This is a genomic window from Erythrobacter sp. KY5 (assembly GCF_003264115.1).
Taxonomy (GTDB): domain Bacteria; phylum Pseudomonadota; class Alphaproteobacteria; order Sphingomonadales; family Sphingomonadaceae; genus Erythrobacter.
The window spans coordinates 881,333-902,956 of the sequence record NZ_CP021912.1 but is presented as its reverse complement, the minus strand read 5'-3'; the positions used below and the strand labels follow the sequence as shown (position 1 = coordinate 902,956).

13 protein-coding genes are annotated in these 21,624 nt (G+C 58.8%); 5 read left to right on the top strand and 8 right to left on the bottom strand.

Features of this window, described 5'->3' with window-relative positions; all coding sequences use genetic code 11:
* Window positions 1–12 precede the first annotated feature (12 nt).
* The 3 genes from CD351_RS04380 to CD351_RS04370 all read right to left on the bottom strand — a co-directional run bounded on the left by CD351_RS04380 (window position 13) and on the right by CD351_RS04370 (window position 7,283).
* Window positions 13–3,597, bottom strand: a complete 3,585-nt coding sequence (locus CD351_RS04380) for a M1 family aminopeptidase (protein ID WP_111991486.1) — start codon at window positions 3,595–3,597, stop codon at window positions 13–15.
* Between the two features lie 23 nt (window positions 3,598–3,620).
* A complete protein-coding gene (locus tag CD351_RS04375; RefSeq protein WP_111991485.1) occupies window positions 3,621–4,520 on the bottom strand; it encodes an ABC transporter ATP-binding protein in 900 nt (299 codons plus the stop codon).
* Window positions 4,521–4,652: 132 nt separating this feature from the next.
* A complete protein-coding gene (locus CD351_RS04370; RefSeq protein ID WP_234027217.1) occupies window positions 4,653–7,283 on the bottom strand; it encodes a M14 family metallopeptidase in 2,631 nt (876 codons plus the stop codon).
* 229 nt (window positions 7,284–7,512) lie between these two features.
* On the opposite strand from CD351_RS04370, the gene CD351_RS04365 reads away from it, so the two are divergent.
* Window positions 7,513–10,812 (top strand): TonB-dependent receptor domain-containing protein, encoded by a 3,300-nt coding sequence (locus CD351_RS04365; protein WP_162627600.1) that lies wholly within the window; start codon window positions 7,513–7,515, stop codon window positions 10,810–10,812.
* A 79-nt stretch (window positions 10,813–10,891) separates the two neighbouring features.
* Here CD351_RS04365 and CD351_RS04360 read toward each other — a convergent pair whose 3' ends face one another.
* A complete protein-coding gene (locus tag CD351_RS04360; protein WP_111991482.1) occupies window positions 10,892–11,452 on the bottom strand; it encodes a VOC family protein in 561 nt (186 codons plus the stop codon).
* Window positions 11,449–12,570, bottom strand: a complete 1,122-nt coding sequence (hppD, locus tag CD351_RS04355; protein ID WP_369880787.1) for a 4-hydroxyphenylpyruvate dioxygenase — start codon at window positions 12,568–12,570, stop codon at window positions 11,449–11,451. Before hppD ends, CD351_RS04360 begins: the two co-directional genes overlap by 4 nt.
* Window positions 12,571–12,706: 136 nt before the next feature.
* On the opposite strand from hppD, the gene CD351_RS04350 reads away from it, so the two are divergent.
* On the top strand, window positions 12,707–13,240 hold the full coding sequence (locus CD351_RS04350) for a VOC family protein (RefSeq protein ID WP_111991481.1): 534 nt from the start codon (window positions 12,707–12,709) through the stop codon (window positions 13,238–13,240).
* 3 nt (window positions 13,241–13,243) lie between these two features.
* The gene (locus CD351_RS04345) at window positions 13,244–13,888 is read left to right on the top strand and encodes a carboxymuconolactone decarboxylase family protein (protein ID WP_111991480.1); all 645 of its coding nucleotides are present in this window, start codon (window positions 13,244–13,246) and stop codon (window positions 13,886–13,888) included.
* Here the strand turns inward: CD351_RS04345 and CD351_RS04340 are convergent.
* Window positions 13,885–15,408 (bottom strand): acetyl-CoA acetyltransferase, encoded by a 1,524-nt coding sequence (locus tag CD351_RS04340; RefSeq protein WP_111991479.1) that lies wholly within the window; start codon window positions 15,406–15,408, stop codon window positions 13,885–13,887. The genes CD351_RS04345 and CD351_RS04340 overlap by 4 nt on opposite strands.
* A gap of 11 nt (window positions 15,409–15,419) precedes the next feature.
* A complete protein-coding gene (locus CD351_RS04335) occupies window positions 15,420–16,688 on the bottom strand; it encodes an acetyl-CoA C-acetyltransferase (protein ID WP_111991478.1) in 1,269 nt (422 codons plus the stop codon).
* A gap of 125 nt (window positions 16,689–16,813) precedes the next feature.
* On the opposite strand from CD351_RS04335, the gene CD351_RS04330 reads away from it, so the two are divergent.
* Together CD351_RS04330 and CD351_RS04325 are read left to right on the top strand one after the other, a co-directional pair.
* On the top strand, window positions 16,814–17,575 hold the full coding sequence (locus CD351_RS04330) for a crotonase/enoyl-CoA hydratase family protein (protein ID WP_111991477.1): 762 nt from the start codon (window positions 16,814–16,816) through the stop codon (window positions 17,573–17,575).
* 79 nt (window positions 17,576–17,654) lie between these two features.
* The gene (locus tag CD351_RS04325; protein ID WP_111991476.1) at window positions 17,655–18,818 is read left to right on the top strand and encodes an acyl-CoA dehydrogenase family protein; all 1,164 of its coding nucleotides are present in this window, start codon (window positions 17,655–17,657) and stop codon (window positions 18,816–18,818) included.
* Window positions 18,819–18,890: 72 nt separating this feature from the next.
* Here CD351_RS04325 and CD351_RS04320 read toward each other — a convergent pair whose 3' ends face one another.
* On the bottom strand, window positions 18,891–21,473 hold the full coding sequence (locus CD351_RS04320) for a TonB-dependent receptor (RefSeq protein WP_234027216.1): 2,583 nt from the start codon (window positions 21,471–21,473) through the stop codon (window positions 18,891–18,893).
* Window positions 21,474–21,624: the final 151 nt, after the last annotated feature.

The following is a 21,624-nucleotide window of genomic DNA, read 5'->3' as shown; positions in this document are numbered from 1 at the left end:
CCAGCGCTTGGTTCAGCTTGGCGCGATCAGGTTGTCGTCCGAATTGCGATCGACGTATTTGTTATAAGGGTCGATCCCGACGAAGGCCGGGCGGCGGTCCGTCACGACCGTGATCTCCTGCTCGCCCGACTCCACGGGGCGACGTTCGAGCAGAATCACGTTTTCAGCGGCAAACTCACCCCCGCCAGGCCTTTCGGTAAAAAGCCCGATTTCGATCTGATCTTTGAGATCGGCCTCGGTCTCGGTGCCCTCGCCATCGGCATAAAGCTTGGCAGCTGCGACGGTCAGCGTGGTTTCATACCGTCCATCGTCGAGCTCGCGGACAACTGCATTTTCAGCTTTCAAGTCATACACGGTAATTCTTTGCAGTAGGTCGCGGACGAGATCGCGTTCTTCCTGGGTGCGTGCCAGGGAATAAAAGCCATCGACAAGATCGGTAGAGGATGCATAAGGCTGCGCCTTGAAGCGATAGCGGTCGAGCAGGCCAGAGAGCATCTCGTTCACTCGAGCCTCGCCCAAGCGATCCTGCAGCAGGTACATCACCACCGAACCTTTGCGGTAATGGATGTAGCCCTGGTTTTCGACCTTTTCGAGGGGCAGCTCCTCGATTGCCTCTGATCCGCGCGCGCTGAGGTAGTTGTCGAGCTCGAACTTCAGGAAGCGGCGCATCTGATCTTGGCCGTAAAGCTCTTTCATCACCATCAGCGCCGAATATTGCGCGAGTGTTTCGACCATGACTGTGCTGCCCTGCATATCGGCACTGATCAGCTGGTGGGCCCAATACTGGTGAGCAACTTCGTGCGCCGTGATATACGTGACGTAGTCGATTTCGCCCGGATCGCCGAGATTGGCGAGGAAGCCTATACTCTCAGAATAAGGCATGGTGCCAGCGAATGCCTGCGCAAAAGTCGCATAGCCGGGAAACTCGATAATGCGTGCATGATCGAACTGATAAGGCCCAAAGTTCGCCCGGTAATAGGCGAGCGAACGGTCCATCGCGTCTAGCATTCGCTCAACATTGTAGGGGTGCTGAGCATCATAATAGACCTGAAGCTCAACCCCATCCGCTTCTCGCGTCGCGATTTCGTAGTCGGCTGACTGGATCGAGAAGAGGCCCAGTATGGGATTGGTGGACCGGAACCGGGCAGTGCGCCGATCGCCCTCAGTAACGTCGGACACCCGCGAACCCGGCGCGATCGGCACCTGGTCAGCACTGGTCGTGATCGTGATATCAGATTTCACCCAGTCGACATTGCCGGCATAATTGCGATCGAGAGCAGCTTCATCGCCGAGTTTTGCGGGCCGAAGCTCGGGCTCCAGACCATAGCGGCGGCGGGTGGCACGATCCTGTAGCAAGCCACTGCGGTCCATTCCGAGCTGGGGCGCGAACTCAATGTTGTTTAGGAACGTGCCGTTCTCGACAAGCCGCGTTCCGTAGCCGGTCGTCGTGAGTGCATCGTGTGCTCGGCGGCTCTTGAAGGTCAGCGTGCCTGTAGCATCCACCGGCATCGGCTCATCGAAACGATAGATCCGGTGCTGGTAGAGTTCATCTTTCTCGACCAGCGTCGCACCGGGAATTTCGACCTCGAGAAGCTTGGTATCGGGGTCGATCAAGCGGACATGCAGCATTTCGACCGGGGCACCGGTGTCATTGACGATGGCGTAACTTCCACTGACCTCAAGTCGGCGTTCCTCGGGAAAGATTTCGACATCCAGGGTAACGTCGGTGAGCGAAGGTGCGGCGAGCGTCTGGTACTGAAGGTACTTCTTCTCGTATTCTGCAAGCAGCGCCTCTTGTGCGTCCTGATTGCGGTAGGTGTTCTGCACATTCATCTGGTTGAAAAGGAACGCGCCGGTCCCGACTGAGACAAGAATGCCGGCAACGCCAAGCGCCCCAGCGCCCGAGGCAAATCGCCGCGGCAATTGCTTCATGCGCGGGGCAAGCTTCGTTTCAGTCCCGCGTCTCCAGAGAAGGTGAGCCAGCACAGCGAGCAACAGCGCTACACCGCCCCAATAAAGGCGCAGCCACCACCCTAGAGCGCCGGCGACGGCATCACCGTTCATGTCAGAGACCGGGCTAAAGCCAGTGGTGCCGTACAGGATCAGCGGGTGATCATAGCCCAGATTGCCAAGCGTGATCGAGCCAACCAGATAGAGCACCATGATGCCCCACCCGACAAACTTGTTGGGGCTCAATGCCTGAACGAAGACCGACAGGATCGCGATGAGCACCATATCGATGGTACCAGGCAGAATGTACCACATGAGGTACTTGTCGATCTCGAAATTGAAGTAACCCCGAATTGCCTGGATCACCATGGCAGCGGCGACTGAGATGAGCAAAGTCGAGAGCAGGACGAATGTGACCGCAATGGTCTTGGGTATCATGTAAGCCCAGCCGGGAAGCGAAGTGCTGTCGATCACCTCGTGAAATTTGCGATCGCGGTCACGCCAGACAAGCTCACCCCCGTAATAGATCGCGATGATGACAGGGATGATCCCGAATGTGCCGGCAAGGATTGGTATGAGAGAAAATGTCGCTGGTACGGGCGGCGTCCCGTAAATCTCGTTGCCGAAGGCCAGCGCTGTTACTGAGTTGAAGAGGCCGATAAGCATCAGAACCGCGAAGGCGGGACTGCGTAACACCTGACCCATCTCGAACTTCGTCGTCTTGATCAAACGCGCAAGTCCGGCCTTTTCAGGTTCGGTCGCGGGAAGGGTATCGACCGTAATCGGCTGCGTACGGGCAAGCTTCTGTGCCTTCTTCTCCATCCGATTGGCCTTGCGGGCAGAGATGCCCTTCTCGGCAAAACTGAAGCGCCAGAATGCTACGACCAGCGCCAGCGCAGCAGCCACGATAACCATGACGCGATTGATCAAAACCGCCCCGGTGAATTCAGGCAACTCTGTATTGAGTTCTGCCGCCGTCCAGTATCGGGTTTCGTTCGCGACCGCGCTAAAGCCGAGCGGGTCGACCAGCGCTGCGAAATCGCGGTACTCGGGCTCTCCTCCAACGACGACGTTGAAGCTCACGTAAGCTACGAGAAACGCAACCACGGCGACGTATGAATAGATCATCGAACGCGTGATCGTGGCGACGGCGAAGAATATCGCGCTCAACAAAAGAACGGTGGGCGCTGCAAAAAGGGCGTAGCTGACGGCATAATCGGCGAACCTGTTGGGGCCGATCGTCTCAGGGTCGATCCATGGCATCAGGGAGCCGAAGAACACTGCAAAAGGCACAACCGTAAAGGCGAGCAAAGCGGCAAGCGCAGCGCCCGTGAAACGACCGATCAGGTAAGCGAAGCGCGTAACCTGCGTAGACCGGACCATTGGCCCGAACCCGCATTCATCGTCACGCACCACAACGTTCGCGACGAATGCGGTGGTGACGAACATGTAGAACAGCGTCAGCACCAGCTGCGTTTGCAGGATCGCGAACGGACTGTTCACATTCACATTGCCACCGCTGCCAATCTGGATGTTTTCCGACGCTGTCGCGCCAAAGGTCAGCAGAAAGAAGATGATCAGCGCGACCCAGAACACAGGGTTGCGCAGTTGGTAACGCAGCTCAAAAAGCGCGATTGATGCGAACATTTTGTCTCTCCCCTCCTGCGCGCTCAAGCGGCTACTGTTTCGGCAGCTTGATTTCGCCGAGAAGAGGCAAGGGTGGAGAAATAGACGTCTTCAAGACCACCATCGACCGACGCAAAGCCGTCACCCGGATCGTGATCGCACAGTATGTGAATAATGGTGCGACCAGCGAACAAGCGGGTCGAGATCACCTCGTACATGTTGCGATAGGCATCGAGTTCGCTGCGTTCGATAGTCTTCGCCCAGATCGTGCCTCGCGCCTTGTCGATCAGGTCCTTGGGCGCGCCTTCGAGCTTGATCTGGCCGTTCACCAGCACCGCCATTGACGGACACAGGTCAGCTACGTCTTCCACGATATGCGTCGACAGGATCACGACCACATTTTCCCCGATTTCAGCCAGCAAGTTCAGGAAACGGTTGCGCTCTTCTGGATCAAGACCTGCCGTAGGTTCATCGACAATGATCAGGTCGGGATTGCCGATCAGGGCCTGCGCAATGCCGAAGCGCTGACGCATACCCCCCGAAAAGCCAGCGATGGCTTTCTTGCGCACATCCCAGAGGTTCACTTGTGCAAGAAGCGTTTCGACCGTTTCCTTGCGAGCACTGCGTGAGGAAATGCCTTTCAGGACAGCCATGTGGTCGAGCATGTCATATGCTGAGACACGCGGATAGACGCCGAAATCCTGCGGCAGATAGCCCAGCCGCTTCCTCAGCGATTCCGGCTCTGCAAGAATGTCGATACCGTCAAAGGTGATCTTGCCCGAAGTTGGGGTTTGCAGCGTCGAGACGGTGCGCATCAGGGTGGATTTGCCTGCGCCATTGGGCCCGAGGAGACCGAACATGCCCTTGGGAATAGTCAAAGACACGTCATCAAGGGCGCGCACGCCGTTGGAATAGACGTGGCTGACGTTCTGCAGTTCAAGCATGTAATGATCCCTCCGTTGGGCAGGAAGGTAGGGAGGTGTGTTACCTGTGTAAAGCGCCCTCGCCGACCGCTGTCTGCCAACGGCTATCCCCTGTCGACGAGCGACAGCCCCAATCGGCGTGCAAAAGCTGCCTCAGCGTGCGCGCGAAGGCGCAATGAGCACCGCGTTTGCGATAAGCAGGTCGAGCCCGTCCAGATAAGCGCGGGTCGATGGATCATGCGCAAATCCGATCGTCATTCCGCGTCCGGTAGACTGTGCAAGGAGGTAAGGCTTAAAGGCCAGCTGACGACGATTTTCGTCCCAGACATAGCCGCTTGCGATCAGGTCTTCCGACGCCGCAAAGCGCAGAACGTTGGACCCTTGCGAGCGGTCGAGCGGAGTGAAAATCTGCGAACCACTGGCGAGGACCACGGCACCTTCATCATAGCCGGCCGAGAGGAAGTTTTCCTGGTCAGCAACCGTGTTGAGCAAAGCACCCGGCAGTGTGTCGGGCAGGGCCTGCTGATCGGCGATGGCTTCGCGGTACTCCTGCTCGCTGTCGAACTCCAGAGCCTTGGCGAGCGCCCCTTCTGTGCCCTTCTTGCCTTCGGCTGACAGGCCAAGAGCAGCCTCGCGCTTCACTGCGAGCAGGGGATTGTCACTCCCTGAAATGCTGCCGATGCTGCCCCCGACTGCAACCAGAACGCCGCCTCGCTCCACAAATTCCCGCAAAGTTGACAGCCCGCGATCACCAAGGTCGCTCGCTGGCGAACCATCGGGGATCAGAACGACATCGTAGTCCGAAAGATCGGCTCGTCCGAAGCGATTTGTGCGAATAGGAACGACCGGTAGCCCAAGCCGCTGTTCGAGCACATAACGCATCGCGCCAGCGCTCAATTGCGAGATACCCTCATCCCAAGCCATGGCGACCTTGGGCAAGGTGAGATCGACGAAAGCTTCGCTGCCGAGATTGGGACCATCGTCGACCCAGCTGCTTTCCAGCGAAACGGTATGTGCGCCAATCTCACCCGCGAGGTTCGTCAGCCGGGCCATTTGTTCTGCCGTGTTGGGTCCGGTCGGAAAGATCACCGTACCGCGCGGATAGGTGCGTCCGTTCTGAGTGAAAGCTTCGTCGGTGGTGCGGGCTTTGAGACCCTCGCGCAATGCGAGGGTCACGAGCCGCGCCTGGCCGCTATCCGTCCATGGAACCGCGATTGCGAAATTGCCCGCACCTTGCGAGAGCGGCGCGATGGGCGTGTCACCAGCAAGCGGATCGCCAGACACCCTATTACCGCACAGGTTCACCTCAACGCCGGACATCAATCCGACTGACCAGGCTGTGACATCGTAAAGCTCGTGCGGCAGGTCTTCTGACCGCCGGCGCTCCTGTTCGGTAATGAATTGCGGTGGGAGTTCTGTATCGCGGTCCAAGAGGCTGCGGACGAGGCGCGCTGCAGGCTGCGCCTGCGGCACAGCCAGATAACCTTGCGGGTAGGATCGACCGCACGCAGTGGTCGAGCCTGATTGCCTCAGAACCGTGATGCCTTGCGCGGCGAGCCTTCGCCCAAGGCTTTCGGCATTCCATCGCCGTGACGCGAGGTCGATGATGTAGGAACCCTGGCCTGCGCTGCCAGCCGCATTGGCAGTGCGGTAGGCCGCGAATTCATTGAGGAACCGGTCCGCATTTTGCGCCACCGCTTCTGCCGTGGAGATGCTTGCGATGAAGTGATTACGGACAGTGTGGCCATAAGTGAGCTCGCTTCCATCCGGGCGCTCCCACAGGAGGCCGCGAGACGATGCCTGTTCGTAAGTGCTCCCGATGGCGCCCTGATGGCTGTTCCATGTGTCGCCATATCCGGGGTAGAAGAGATCGAAGATTTCGCGCGTGTAATAAGGCTCGCCCATCGCATCGAAGTAGGACGCATTGTTGCGGCCGATAATCGCATACGCACGACGCTGAGCGTCTGTGATGTTCGGATTGATCGGTTCGGCTGCTGGCGAAAAGAAGTAGGTCGAATCTCCGCTCATTTCGTGCAGGTCGACGACCACCACCGGGTTCCAGGCGCGGATCGCCGCTACCTTGCCGCGCGTCTCTGGCTGGCTGAGAGTGAACCAATCGCGGTTAAGGTCGAACATGTAGTGGTTGACCCGCCCGCTGGGCCACGTCTCGTCGTGTTCTGCCGCCTGTCGGTCACCAGCCGGAACGATTCCCGTCGCGCCGCGAAAGTGGTTCACGAAACGCGCGCGTCCATCTGGGTTCTGCATCGCGTCAATGGCGACAATTGTTTTTGAAAGGATTGCGTCGACGCGTGCATCGCTTTGTGCTGCGAGCAAGTGATAGGCGGTCATGAGCGCTGCATCGGTCGATGATATCTCGTTTCCGTGTACGCCATAGGTGAGCCAGGTCACGGGAAGCGCATCGCCGTTGCCGGGGCGGCCTGCAGCTATAGTCGCAAGATCCGACTGAATGGAATCGATGCGGGCCATATTCTCACGCGAGGTGATGATCAGATAGTGTAGCGGACGCCCCTCCCAGCTGGTTGCGTATTGGACCATCCTGACGCGATCCGGGGCAGCTTCGGCAAGCGCGCGCAGATAACGATCCGCCTCCGCTGGCGAAGTGATGCGATCTCCCGGCGTGTGCCCGACGGTCTGGGTAAGAGTGGGAATGTCCGGATCGAATTGGGCGTCCAGAAAAGACTGAGCATGAGCCATCGGAGCGATTGCAAACGCGGCAAGCAGTACCGTCACGTTCACCAGAATCTTGTCCATCAGTTCGCGCATTATTCGTCAGCCCTTTTGTTTCTCATCGCTGCTCTGCAGTGCGCGTCTGTTCGGCCAATCGCCATTCTCGGTCAAGCCGGAGCTTTCGCTCTGGGCCCCCGCACCCCTACGACGCGTAACAAAATTGCCACGCATGAGCGAAAATCGCACGATTCAATCGGCGGGTTCTTGACATAGATCACTTCTGCAAGAGAGCATGGTGCATCGCAACAACATAACAGGAACCGATATGAGACCTCTCAAGATTTCGGGACAGGCGCTCCTACTCGCCGCCGCCAGCACAATGCCCTTCACGGCATACGCCCAGTCAACTGCCGACGGTGAAAACGCCTCGGACGGCGATGAAAATCGCATTGTCGTGACCGGCTCGCGCATTGCAATTGACCCGAACATCGGTGCACCAGCCCCAATCATATCCGTTGATTCAGACGCCTTGACGAAAGCCGGTACACCCGACGTGGTTGACGTGCTTCGCGATATCCCAGCGCTTTCAACCTCGATCACTTCGGAAGGTTCGCTAGACAGCGTATTTGCGGGTCAGAACATTTCGGTCGGTCAATCGGTCCTGAACCTTCGTGGCCTTGGTCCCAACCGCACGTTGGTGCTGGTAAATGGTCGTCGTCACGTATCGGGTGTTGCGGGTGAACAAGCTGTAGACGTCAACTCGATTCCTAACGCTCTTATCGAGCGCGTCGAAACCCTGACCGGCGGCGCATCTTCGATCTACGGTGCCGACGCTGTAACCGGCGTTGTCAATTTCATCCTGCGTGATGATTTTGAAGGTCTGCAGGCGAACATCCAGTCCGGTATCTCCGACCAGGGCGATGCATGGCGCATCAACGGTGACCTGACGTGGGGCGTCAATTTCGCCGATGGCCGCGGCAACTTCGTGGTCTCGGGCGAGTATGCCTATGGCGAGGAGCTGCAGTTCGGTGATCGGTCGTTCTCACGCAATAACGGCATCTTCGATGATCAGGCTAACCCGGCGCTGTTCTTCCAAACCGGCGAGCTTAACGCGGCCGACACGCCAAACTTTCTCGCCAACGGGTCGATCATCGGTGGCTTGATCCCTTCATCGGCAGATGGCTTCACACCGACAGCGACCGAGCAGGCTCTGATTGCGCGTGCGGTCAACGCACCGCGTCGATTCATCGCGTTCGACCCGCGCTTCTCGCTTTCGTCGGCAGGCGGCGTCGTCGCACCGGGCGACATTGGCCTGAGCGATGGTCCTGATATCAATGGTAACGGCACGCCTGACTGTCTTGAGTCGGCGGTGGGCTTCAACAGCACCTTCAACGCGGGCGCCTTCGGTCTTGCAGGCGGTTGTGCCGTCATCAATAATGACGGCTCGCTTAGCGTGTATCGAGATGGTCTGATCACCGGACTGTTCAACCAGTTCGGCGGCGACGGAATTCCGAACAACTTCGATGAAAACTCGCTCGTCCCTGAGACAGAGCGTTGGTCGGTCAACGCCAATCTCACCTATGAAATCTCAAACGCTGCGACTTTCTTTTTCGAAGGCAAATATGTCTCGAATTCGGCCGAGTTCCAGGCCCAGCCGAACACCTTCTACGACCTGCTGACAATCCGTGCAGAAAACCCGTTCATCACGCCTGATCTTCAGCAATATGTTGCGCCGCTGTTCTTCGGAAACGGAACAGATGAGGGCCTGTACCTCACCCGCGACCCGGCTGACTTCGGCCCCAACCGCAACCGCAACGAATTCGAGACCTACCGTTTCGTAGCCGGTTTCCGCGGCGATACGTCGGACTACTTCTCCTACGAAGTGTCAGCGAACTACGGCAAGTTCAACCAGACCACGCTTGATGCCAACCGCGTCATCACAGATCGCCTCTTTGCGGCCATCGATGTCGTTAGCGGCCCCGGCGGTAGCCCGATCTGTCGTTCGGACATCGACCCAACAGCCCCGGCGACGACGCCATTTGGCATCCCGGCGAGCGATCCTGGCTTCTTCACCTTCAATCCCGGCGATGGCCAGTGCCGCCCGGCTAACGTACTCGGCGGTGTGGGTGCGATCAGCCAGGAGGCGATCGACTTCATCACCACCACCGTGGTCAACGAATTCGAGCTCGAGCAACTCGTCTTCAGCGCGATCTTCACGGGCAATACCGGCGCGTTCCTTGAGCTTCCAGGCGGCCCCATCGGTTTCGCCTTCGGCCTTGAGTACCGCGAAGAGGAATCCGCCTCCGAGTTCGATCCGCTGGTTCGCGGGGTCATTCCGGTGACCACGCCTGACGCGACCGAGGGTGCTCTTCTGCGCGATCTCGGTTTGTCGCAAAACTCGCTGGTCTTCGACCCTGCGACCATCATCAGCAATGCGGGCGGCAAGTACGATGTCTACGACATCTTTACCGAGATTCGCCTGCCGTTCCTGTCCGGTGTGGCTTTTGCAGAAACGCTTGAGCTTAGCGCTGCAGCGCGTTTCTCGAGCTACTCGACCGTTGGCGATACCTTCACCTGGAACGTTAGCGGTCTGTGGGCTCCGTCGCAGGATATCCTATTCCGCGGCACCTACTCCGAAGCGGTACGCGCACCGAATATCAACGAGCTGTTCAACCCGGCTCAAGGTGCGTTCTTCCGTCCGGTCGATCCGTGTGATGTCGGCAATCTGGTAACGGCAGCTGATCCGGCGCTGCGCCAGGCAAACTGCACGGCCTTCTTCAACCAGATCGGCTTCGATCCGACTTTCGGAACGGGAACGTATAGCTACGTCGATCCTTTGACAGCGCGCTTCTCGGGATCGATCAGCGGTAACCCGAACCTGCAGGAAGAATCGGCAACCACCTGGACGGTCGGTACGCAAATCACGCCGCGCTTCCTCCCGGGCTTTGTCCTGAGCGTCGATTACTACAACATCGAGATCGAGGATGCGATCAACCCGGTCGGCTCGCAGGACATTGTCGACAACTGCGTCGACAGTGCCAGCATCAGCAACGCGTTCTGCTCGCTCTTTGATCGCAATCCTGCGAACGGTGGCTTTACCTTCCTACGGCAGAGTTCGCTCAATTTCGCGCGTCAGGAAACCGCCGGTATCGAAGCGGCCATGCAGTATCGCTTTGGCGTCGGGCCGGTTAGCTTCACGCTGAATGCAAGCGGCAACTGGGTCGACAAGCTCAACGACTTCTTCGATCCGAGCGATCCGACGCTGGTTGACCCTGAGCTGGGCGAACTGCAGCGCCCCGAATGGGCGGGCCGTGCTGCGCTTACTGCGGATTACGACCGCTTCAGCTTCACATGGTCGACAACCTATCTTGACTCCATGGGCCTTCGCGCCGTTGAGATTGAGGAAGTGGGTAACACCGGGGAGGACACCTTCTCGGTCGCAAACGGCCTTTCCGGCGACGCGTTCATTCACGACATCCAGGTCAGTTTCGAGGCTTCGGACATGCTGAACATCTATGGCGGTGTGAACAATGTCTTCGGCCGTAATCCCTTCGTGACCGAACAGGCTTATCCAGTGAGCCCGGTTGGCACCCTGTTCTTCCTGGGTGCAACGGTTACGATGTAGTCAAAGGCATCACGCCAGACAAAAAGGGGCGCGAAGGTCATCCTTCGCGCCCCTTTTTTGTCCGATACCGCAAGATCGTTCAGGCGCTGCCGTGTTCCTTGCGGGCGATTTCATGCAGCCAATCGGCATGGCGCGGGGCCTTCTTGGTCTCGCTCCATTCCTCCAGCATCATCGGGGCAACACGCTTCAGTTCCGCATATTGTTCATCGGTTCCGATATCGGCGGCGAGTTCGACGCGGTGACCATTGGGGTCGAAGAAGTAGATCGACTTGAAGATGCCGTGATGCGTGGGCCCAAGCACCTCGATGCCCTCCGCCTCAATATGAGCCTTGGCCGACAGCAGCGCCGCTTCGTCAGGCACACGGAACGCGAGATGCTGGACCCAGGCCGGCGTGTTTTCGTCACGGCCCATGTCCTTCTGGTTGGGCAGCTCGAAAAAGGCCAGGATGTTGCCGTTTCCCGCATCCAGAAAGACATGCATGTAGGGATCGTATTCGCCGGTCGAAGGCACATGGTCCTCGGCAAAGGCGGTCGTGTAATCCATGCCCAGCACGCGGCCATACCATTCGACCGTCTCTTTGGCGTCCTTGCAGCGATAAGCCGCGTGATGGACTCCGCCCAGTTTTACAGGATGGCTCATTGTGCCGGTTCCTTGTCGGCAGTGGCGAGCACGCCGCGTGCGATCTGATCGCGTTCGATGCTTTCAAACAATGCTTTGAAGTTACCCTCGCCAAAGCCATCGTCGCCTTTGCGCTGAATAAATTCAAAGAAGACTGGCCCGACCTGCGCTTCAGCGAAAATTTGCAGCAGCAAGCGGGGCTGACCGCCCTCAGTCGTGCCATCAAGCAGAATGCCGCGCATCTTGAGGTCATCGGCATTCTCGCCATGACCGGGAAGGCGCTCGTCGAGCATCTCGTAATAAGTTTCGGGCGGCGCGGTCATAAAGGGCACGCCAAATTCCTTCAGGCGGTCCCAGCATGCCACAAGGTCTTCGCAGATCAGCGCAATGTGCTGAATGCCTTCACCGTTGAATTCGCGCAGGAACTCCTCGATCTGGCCCTTGCCGCCCTCGCCTTCTTCATTGAGCGGGATGCGGATCTTGCCGTCTGGCGCAGTAAGCGCTTTCGACGTGAGGCCGGTATACTCGCCCTTGATGTCGAAGAAGCGGATTTCCTGAAAGTTGAAGAGCGTCTCGTAGTAATCCGCCCAGTACTTCATGCGACCGGTATATACGTTGTGGGTGAGGTGATCGATCGTGTGGAAGCCCGCACCTTCGGGATAGGGATCGACACCGGGGAGGTAATCGAAATCGATGTCGTAGATTGTCAGGCTCTTGCCTTCTGCGCCCGCATAGCGGTCGACGAGGTAAAGGATTGCTCCGCCGATCCCGCGGATCGCCGGGATGCGCAATTCCATCGGACCGGGCTCGTTCGCGACCGGCTCGGCACCTTGAGCGATCAGGTGTTCATAGGCCTTTGCCGCATCGCGCACGCGGAACGCCATTCCGCAAGCGGACGGGCCATGCTCGCGCGCGAAGTACCATGCTGCACTGCGCGGTTCGTAATTGACGACGAGATTGATGCCCCCTTGGCGCCACAGGTGAACATCCTTGGAGCGGTGCTTGGCGACCAGCGTGAAGCCCATTGCCTCGAAGACGGGTTCAAGCACGCCTTTCTCCGGCGCGCAGAATTCGACAAACTCGAAGCCGTCGAGGCCGGCGGGGTTATCGAAAAGGTCTCCGGGGTGCATTGTCATCATCGCGTCTCTTTGTTTCAAACTGGTTACGTTTGAAACTAGTTACGCTGAAACGCTCAATTTGTCAAAGAGCATTCGCTCCAAATGGATTTGCAAGCCGAAAGGGATCAGGGCAGGCTGCGCGCAGCTGGAGAGACCTATGATCAAGACCAAAGGTATCAACCACGTCGCGCTTGTCTGCCGCGACATGCAGGAAACGACCAGATTCTACACGCAGGTGCTTAACATGCCGCTCTTCAAGACGGTCGAACTGCCCGGTGGCGGGCAGCACTTCTTCTTCGACTGCGGCGGAGGAAGCGCAGTGGCTTTCTTCTGGTGGGAGGACGGCCCCCCGGCAGCTCCGGGCATTGCATCGGTCCGCAAGTTTCCGATGGATGCGAAGACTGCGGTGGGTTCGATGAACCATCTCGCTTTCGACATGGCCGAAGAGGAACTGGAAGCTGCGCTGGATCGGCTGGAGGACGCCGGGGTCGAACACACGCATACAGTGGTCAATCACGATGACAGTCCCGCAGGCATGTCACGCGAGATGCACGAGGGCGTGTTTGTGCGATCAGTCTACTTCACCGACCCGAACGGCATCATGCTGGAATTTGCCGCGACGACCAAAGCTTTTGGTCCGGGCGACATTTCTCACAAACCCGCGACTGCTGCGGACAGGGTGGAGGCGTAGAGCATGCCACGCTTGAGAGAGGTCCCAAGAAACGAGGCCGACGAAAAGGTCGCGCTGCCGCTTTACGCCCTGCTCTTCGGGGAGCGAGATCCGGTAACAGAGCCCGGAACGGCGACCGGGACACCGGGCGATTGGTGGACCGTATTTGCCAATTCGCCAGCGACGCTGAAACATGCGAGCCAGGGCTTTGCCTATTATCGCGACCCCTCACGAAAGCTCGATCCGATCCTGCGCGAGCTGGGCCAGACATGGGCTGGATGGGCGGTCGGAAGCCAGTTCGTATTTTCGCAGCATTGCAAGAGCTTGCGCGGGCTTGCCTACCCTGAAGAGAAGATCGAGGCTCTCCCGACTTGGCAGACCGCGACCTGTTTTGACGCCAAGGAGCGCCTTGTGCTGGCTTATGCGGATCGTCTGGTCACTCACCAGGGCCGTGTGCCTGACACATTGTTCGACCAGCTCAAGGAGGAGTTCTCGGACGAGGAAATCCTTGAGCTCACTTACACCACAGCCATGTACATGATGCATGCCGTGATGAGCCGCGCGCTGCGAACCGAATTTGATGATCGCGACGATCCAATCACGGAAGTGCCAGCGCCCGAAGGTTTTGACGCGCTCGATTTCCTGGGCGGGCAGCGCAAAAGGGACTAGGCGACGCGCCCGATATTACGGCCGCGCGTGTCGCGTGTGATCGAAAGCGTCGCGCCAAAGGGCTGGCCCCCTTCGAACAGGGAGCGTGTTGGCTCGTGCGACAAGTCGGCATTACCCACGACGCGTTCGTTCGCCTCGTTGCGCCCGATCCACACCGCGTCGCTGCCGCTCTTCGAATGATTGATGGTGTAGCTCTCAATCCTCGCGCTTTCGAAAGGCTGGTCGCTTCGCGCGATGCCATTGTCTTGTTTCTGGAGCGTCTCGAACCGCATGGATGCCCAGCTGGCCGGATCGGTCGAGTATATCCCGGTCGCATACTTGCTCATCCAGCCGCCATTGGCTCCGACCAGAGCAAAGCTGCCCCTGTCGCTGCGAACTCGCGCAACCGCCTCGCAGATGGCATGTGCGGAGTAGTTGTTCCCTGCCCCGCCAAAGAACGGCAGACCGCCGGTAAGGGTAAGGCCGCGCGGATCGTCGTAGGCGATGCCGAAATGATCGCATTGATTGAACACAGGAATGGCAAAACACGAATAGAAATCCAGATAGCCGATCTGATCCATGTGCCTGCCCGCCAGATCGAGAGCGCGCTCAACTGAGGCGATCGAGGCGGGATTCGCCGCGATGTCTGGCCGCTCGCTGAGCTCCAGTTCTGTCACTGAGGTCACGGCATGGATGTGGACCCATTTTCCTTTCGGCACGCCCAGATCTCGCGCCTTGCCCGCACTGGCAATGATAATGGCCGCCGCCTGGTTCACCTGGTCCCGCGCCACGGTCATTCGAGTGTAGGGCTCGGCAACAATGCGATTGCGCTCCGTCACCGTGGCAAGCTCCTGGGCGCTTCGCTCGACCGGGGCAGCTGAATGCGGATTTGCCGCCGCAATCTTTGTGAAGGGCTTAAACAGTTCGCCAATATCGCGGCGATATTCCTCCAGCCCCTTGCCCAACTTTGCCCGCCGCGCGTTTTCGGCGATGGCGTATAGAGGGATCGCGCCCGTCGCGCCGTGAGCGAACAAACCCATTTCCATCAGGCCATCGACACCGAAGCCGCGATCCTCGAATTCACCGCCGACATCTTCCGACCAATCCGGCTTCCCGCCTTTCGCCGCCAGGGCGAGCGCGGTGGAAATCGCTTCGGAACCGACGATAACCGCGCATTCGCTCTCGCCAGCAGCGATAGCCGCCGCAAACTCGCCGACATATTGCTGATTGGTCTGTCCGCCCGAGGTCGAGAGTATCATGCGTCGAGGGCTTGCACCGACGCGCTTCGCCACCGCGCCCGGGACATTGTCTGGTGCACCGAAAGGAGGCTCCTTACCGGGCCGCGACATTTCGAATGCACGGATTGAGGCAAGCGTATCGATAGCTGCCGCGACCGATCTATCAGCCGAACAATCGGCAATGGCCGCCGCCAGAGCTCGGCCGCTCAGATCGGCGTAGGACAGCGCCTCGTAACCGGGTTCGCCGACCCGCTCCGAATACTGTCCTACCCCGATTATGACAGGTGTGTTGTCGGCCACCATGCGAGCGCGCCTCAGTCGACAAAACCGTCCACACGCTCGATGATGATTGCCGGAGCCATCCCACCCGCCGCGCACATCGTGACGAGGCCCGTGTTGAGATCGCGGCGCTCAAGTTCATCGACCATGGTACCGATCAGGATCGAACCGGTCGCACCGATCGGGTGGCCCAGCGCAATCGAGCCGCCATTGACGTTGACCTTGTCCCAGTCGAGCCCGAGATCGCGCACGAATTTGGCAGCGACCACGGCAAACGCTTCGTTGATTTCGAACAGGTCGATATCGTCGAGGGTCAGGCCCGCCTTCTCCAGCACTTTCTTCGCAGCAGGAACCGGCGCGTTGAGCATCAGCGTGGGGTCATCGCCCATATTAGCGGTCGCAACGATGCGGGCACGCGGCTTGAGGCCGTGCTTCTCGGCATAGGCTTTCGAGCAGACCAGCACCGCAGCCGCGCCATCGACCACGCCCGAGCTGTTGCCCGCATGGTGGAAATGCTGAATCTCAACGTCTGGATACTTCTGATTGACGAGGCCGCGGAAGGTCGTGCCCTTCGCATCGAGTGGAACGTCTGCAATCTTCGTAAAGGCGGGCTCAAGCTTGGCGAGGTCCTCCATCGTTGTCTGCGGACGCGGATACTCCTCACGATCCAGAACGACGGTGCCATCGTCAAGCGTCACGGGAACCACCGACTTGTCGAAGCGGCCTTCGCTGATCGCCTCAGCGGCGCGCTGCTGTGAGCGGTAGCCGACCTCGTCCAGCTCCTCACGGGTGAAACCTTCGATGGTGGCAATCGCGTCGCCGCAAATGCCCTGATGCGATTGCGGATGCACGCTCTGCAAGCGCTCGTTGTAGCTGCCCATCATCATCGGCTTGATGCCGGCCTGCATCTTTTCCTTTGTCATTGCTGCGGTGAGGCTCATCATTTCCGTGCCGCCTGCAACGATACAGTCTTCCATACCGCTCATCACCTGCGCCGCCGCAAGGTTCACAGACGTGATCCCGCCGCCGCAGAACCGATCGAGCGTCGTGCCAGAGGACGTGATGTCGTAGCCTGCATCGAGAGCGGCCATGCGCCCCATGTCGCCGCCCTGCATCCCGTCCTGCGTCGAAACCGACCAGATCACATCATCGACAGTGCTGGTGTCGAGGCTGTTGCGCTCGGCAATCGCCTTGAGCACTGTCGCAGCGAGATGCTGCGGATGCTGTTCCGCGAGCGCGCCCTTGCCCTGCTTGCCGATCCCGCGCGGAGTGCGCACTGCGTCGATGATGTATGCTTCTGCCATTTGGGGTCTCTCTCTCTGGTTTCGCCGATAATCCGGTTGACGTATCCGTAAAGCCACTGCACTCCTTGCACAAGAATGAGTTTCAATTTGCAATTCCAAGAATCGAAAGACTGGAGAGAGAGCCTGTGTCCGAAGAAGTACTGACCGAAGTCCAAGACGGCGTCCTGATCGTCACCATCAATCGACCCGAAGCAAAGAACGCCATGACCAAGGCGGCAGCAGAAGGCATCGCCGCGGCGATGGATCGTCTGGATGCCGAGGACGATTTGCGGGTCGGTATCTTGACCGGCGCTGGCGGTACCTTCTGTTCGGGGATGGACCTCAAGGGATTTTTGCGCGGCGAAAGTCCGACGGTTGAAGGTCGCGGTTTCGGCGGCGTTGTGCAGGCTCCCCCGTCCAAACCCCTGATCGCAGCGGTCGAAGGCTACGCGCTTGCTGGCGGGCTTGAGCTGATGATTGCTTGCGACCTTGTCGTTGCAAGCGCAGACGCGAAATTCGGCATCCCTGAGGCGAAGCGCGGCCTTGTAGCGGCAGCGGGCGGCGTCATGATGCTGCCTGACCAGATTCCTGAGCGCATCGCCATGGAACTCGCCCTCACCGGCGACTTCATCGACGCACCACGCGCCTATGAGCTTGGCCTTATCAACGAAGTGACCGACGGCTCGGCCATTGACGCAGCGAAGGCGCTTGCGGCTCGCATCGCTGCCAATGGTCCGCTGGCCGTGCGCGTATCCAAGCAGATCATAAAGGAATCGCGCGGTTGGGCGATGGAAGATCGCTACACCAAGCAAGCGCAGCTCATCGCGCCGGTCTTCGTGTCCGAAGATGCACGCGAGGGGGCCGCTGCCTTCGCTGAAAAGCGCGCGCCCAATTGGAAGGGCAAGTAAACTTGAAGCTCGCTCAGGCCGCCTCCACGAAAGGTCGGCCTGCGTAGCTTTTTTGGAATTCAAAGAGAGAGGAAACACCATGCCCGTCATCGACGTGCCCCAGCCCGAATTCATGGAAGACGAGGAGATTTCGATCTTCGCGGATGCCGTGGGCAAATTCTATCAGCAGCACGCGCCCGAAAAGCGCGTCCAGAAATGGCGCGATGAAGGCCAGGTCGAACGCGAATTCTGGAACGAGGCCGGCCAGGCTGGCCTTCTAGGCGTGTCCGTGCCTGAAGAATATGGCGGCCACGGCGGCGACTTCCGCCACGACATCGTCGTAATCGACCAGCAGGCCAAGCACAATGTCGACGGTTTTGCTGCAAGCCTGCACAACACGATCATCCTGCCTTACCTCGTGCGCTACGGCACCGAGGAGCAGAAGCAGAAGTATCTGCCCAAGCTGGTGACCGGCGAACTTGTCAGCGCCATCGCGATGACCGAGCCAGGCGTGGGAAGCGACCTTCAGTCTATCACGACCACTGCATTGAAGGATGGCAACGGCTACCGGATCAACGGGTCAAAGACCTACATTTCCAACGGCCAGACCGCTGACTTCATCGTCGTTGTCGCCAAGACCGATCCGAAAGAGCGCGCCAAGGGCATCTCGCTCATGCTGCTCGAAACCGAAGGGGCCGAGGGCTTCCAGCGCGGGCGCAAACTCGACAAGATCGGGCTCGATGCGGCCGATACTTCCGAACTGTTTTTCGACAACGTCTTTGTCCCGGCGGAAAACGTGCTCGGCGGCGTCGAGGGCAAGGGCTTCTACCAGCTCATGGGCGAGCTGGCGCAGGAACGCCTCGTGATCGCGATGGGCGCAGCCACGGGTATCGAGAAAGCGCTCGAAACCACGCTCGAATATGTAAAAGAGCGCAAGGCGTTCGGGCAGACCATCTGGGACTTCCAGAACACCCAATTCGTCCTCGCCGACCTCAAGGCGCGCGGTACGGCGGCACGCGTTTTCGTGAACGATTGCATCGCCAAACTGCTGAAGGGTGAGCTTGACGTCGCAACCGCTGCTATGGCGAAGTATTGGGTGACCGAGCTGCAGAGCGAAGTCGTCGATAAATGCCTGCAACTGCACGGCGGCGCCGGCTACATCAATGATTACCCGATCGCCAAGATGTACCGCGATGCGCGCATCACGCGTATCTTCGGCGGTTCGAACGAAGTCATGAAGATGCTGATCGCTCGCTCGATGTAATCGGCTTTTCCAACTCCATACAAAAAGGGCGGCCCGGTTTCCCGAGCCGCCCTTTTTTGTAGGCGTGTGTTTCTAGAACTTTGCGCGAACCACCACACCGTAAGTGCGAGGCTGGAGCGAGAACGCCGAACGCGAGCGCGAATTGAAACCGCCCGTGCCACGAAGCGTGGTGTTGAAAGTCACACCGCGCACGACGTTGTCGGTCAGATTGTTGACAAACCCTTCGATGGAATAGGCGCCGTCGTTGAAACGCAAACCAGCGCGAACGTTGACGAATTCCTGCCCATCCTGGATATCGCCGATGATAAGCCCGTTTTCGCGAGCGGCCGCGATAGCCCCCTGCAAGCCGCCATTATCCGCGATGAACGAACCGCTTGCGATGGCCGCCGTATCCAGCGCCTGTGTCGATGTGCGCTGGTCGCCTTCGATCCGGACCTGACCAGCGAAGAAGAACTCCATGCCATTACCGATCGGCTGCTCGTAATTGGCCCCCATGATCGCGATTACGCTCGGCGCGTTCGTAAGATCGAACCCGCACAGCGCAGCCACCGAGAGGACATTGGTCTGCGCGCCAGCGCAATCGTCCGGGTAACTTGCATCAAGGATGGTCGCCGATGCGGTGACCGACAGTTCGGGGCTGACGCGGAAGAGGCTTTCAATCTCGACCCCCTGGGATTCGGCCAGAGGAACGTTGAACGTCTCGAATGCCAAGCCGGTGAATTCCAGAACCTGGAAGTTTTGAAATTCTTCGTAGAACGCAGCAATGTTGAGCGTCAGCGCATCGTCGATCAGACGGCTCTTGAAACCGATTTCGTAGGCGTCAACCTCTTCGGAAAGGAACTGAGCGCTGACCCCGTTCAATGCAGCGGTGGTATCGAGATTGATGCCCCCTGCCTTGATACCGTGCGTGAAGCTTGCGTAGATGTTAATTGGGGCGTTCGCGAATTCGTAGCCCAAGCGAGCCGTGTAGATCAGCTCTTCATCATCGAAGTTTTCCTGGAAGGTCCGCACGAGCGGAAGCACGGCTGCCTGCGGAAGATCCGCGGGTGCGGCAAAGCCGAAGCAACCAAGTGCAAACAGACCTCCCTGCAAGGGTGCGGGGATCGCACCGGCAGCCGTAGCGGCAAGCGTTGCCGGACAGATCTGGTTGTTGGTCTCGGTCTGCGTAAAGCCGCCCGATTTCTCTTCCCAGATGTAGCGCAGGCCAAGGGTCAGTTCCAGGCCATCGGCGATTTCAAGCGTGTTGTTGGTGAAGATCGCGTAGCTCTGCGCATCTTGCTGAAAACGGTTGAGCGTGCGCGTTCCATTGGGATCAACCCCGGTGAACAGCTGGATCGGCGCCGGGCCGGCCAGACCACCGAACAATGCGCCCGTGTTAGCATCGTATTCCGATCCAAGAAGGAAGGTCGTGGTTGAATCGATCTGTTCATCGGCGAAAAACCCACCGATCATATAATTGAGTGCGCCACCCATGGCTTCACCCTGAACACGCAGTTCTGCCGTCCAGGTTTCGATTTCGCCGTCGATGCCGACATTAAAGATGTCGTTTGCCGTAAAATCGGAGTCGTAAAACTCTTCGTTCTCGAACTTGCGGTAGGAACCAATGAAGATCAGATCCGCGCTATCGGAGAGCGGAAACTCGACTTCGCCGGTAAGGCCATAATTGTCGATGTCGGCCTGGGGCGCAAAGTTTGCGGAAACCACCCGGTTTTGCAGGATCTCGCGGAATTCAGACTGTCCAAAAGGGTTGGTGGAAACGAGAGGCTGGCCATTGCCGCCATTCGCGCCGAGGCCGACCGCAGCGTATGCCCCGTTGGTTACTGCCGGTGCCTGATACAGTTCGACCGCTCCGCAGCAGCTCGATGTCGAGTTCGAGAAATCGGCTATCAACCGGCCTCGCAGACCACTGTCGCCCTCAAAGCCAAGTTGCGCGCGCACCAGATACTGATCGACGTCGTTCGTATCGCCAATAACCGTTCCGGTATCGTCTACGATATCCAGGAAGCCATCGCGCTTGCGATATGCGCCAGTGACACGCAGGGCCAGCGAGTCTTGGACAAGCGGTACGTTCACCGCGCCCTGCAAACTGATTTCGTCGAAATTGCCGTAACCGGCATTCACAAAACCGCCAAATGCATCAAGCTCGGGACGCTTGGTGGTGATGTTGAGTGCGCCAGCCGACGTATTGCGGCCGAACAGCGTGCCTTGTGGACCGCGCAGAACCTCGACCCGTTCGATATCGACAAACTCGTTGAGCGCCACGCCGGGACGCGACTGGTAAGCACCGTCAATGAAGATGCCGACCGCGCTTTCAAACCCGATATTGTTCGATGTCGTACCGACGCCGCGGATACGCAACACCACCGAGCCCGAGGCAATCTGTGCCTGACTGGACGTGAAGCTTGGCGCAAGGTCTGTGACTTCGCGAATGTTGTCGACACCCTGGTTATCGAGCGCCTGAGGCGAGATCGCCGTCACAGCGATAGGAATGTCCTGAACGTCCTGTGCACGGCGTGTTGCCGTCACGATGATGACACTGTCATCAGCCTGCGGTGCTGGACCTGCTTGTGCCTCATTGTCTTGAGCGAATGCGGGTGCGGTGATTGCACTGCAGGCCATCAGGCCAGCAGCGTAGGCTGCAAGCTTACGTGTCATAGACTTCCCTCTCCTCTACCACCCGACTTGTTGGCCGGTGTGGTTCAACTCCAACTCGCGAGACTATCAGGGCTTTTCAGCCTGCCAAGTCACAGACGCGGGTTCCTGAAAGAGAGTTGCGAATATGTCACGGTTTGCGCTGCATTGCAGC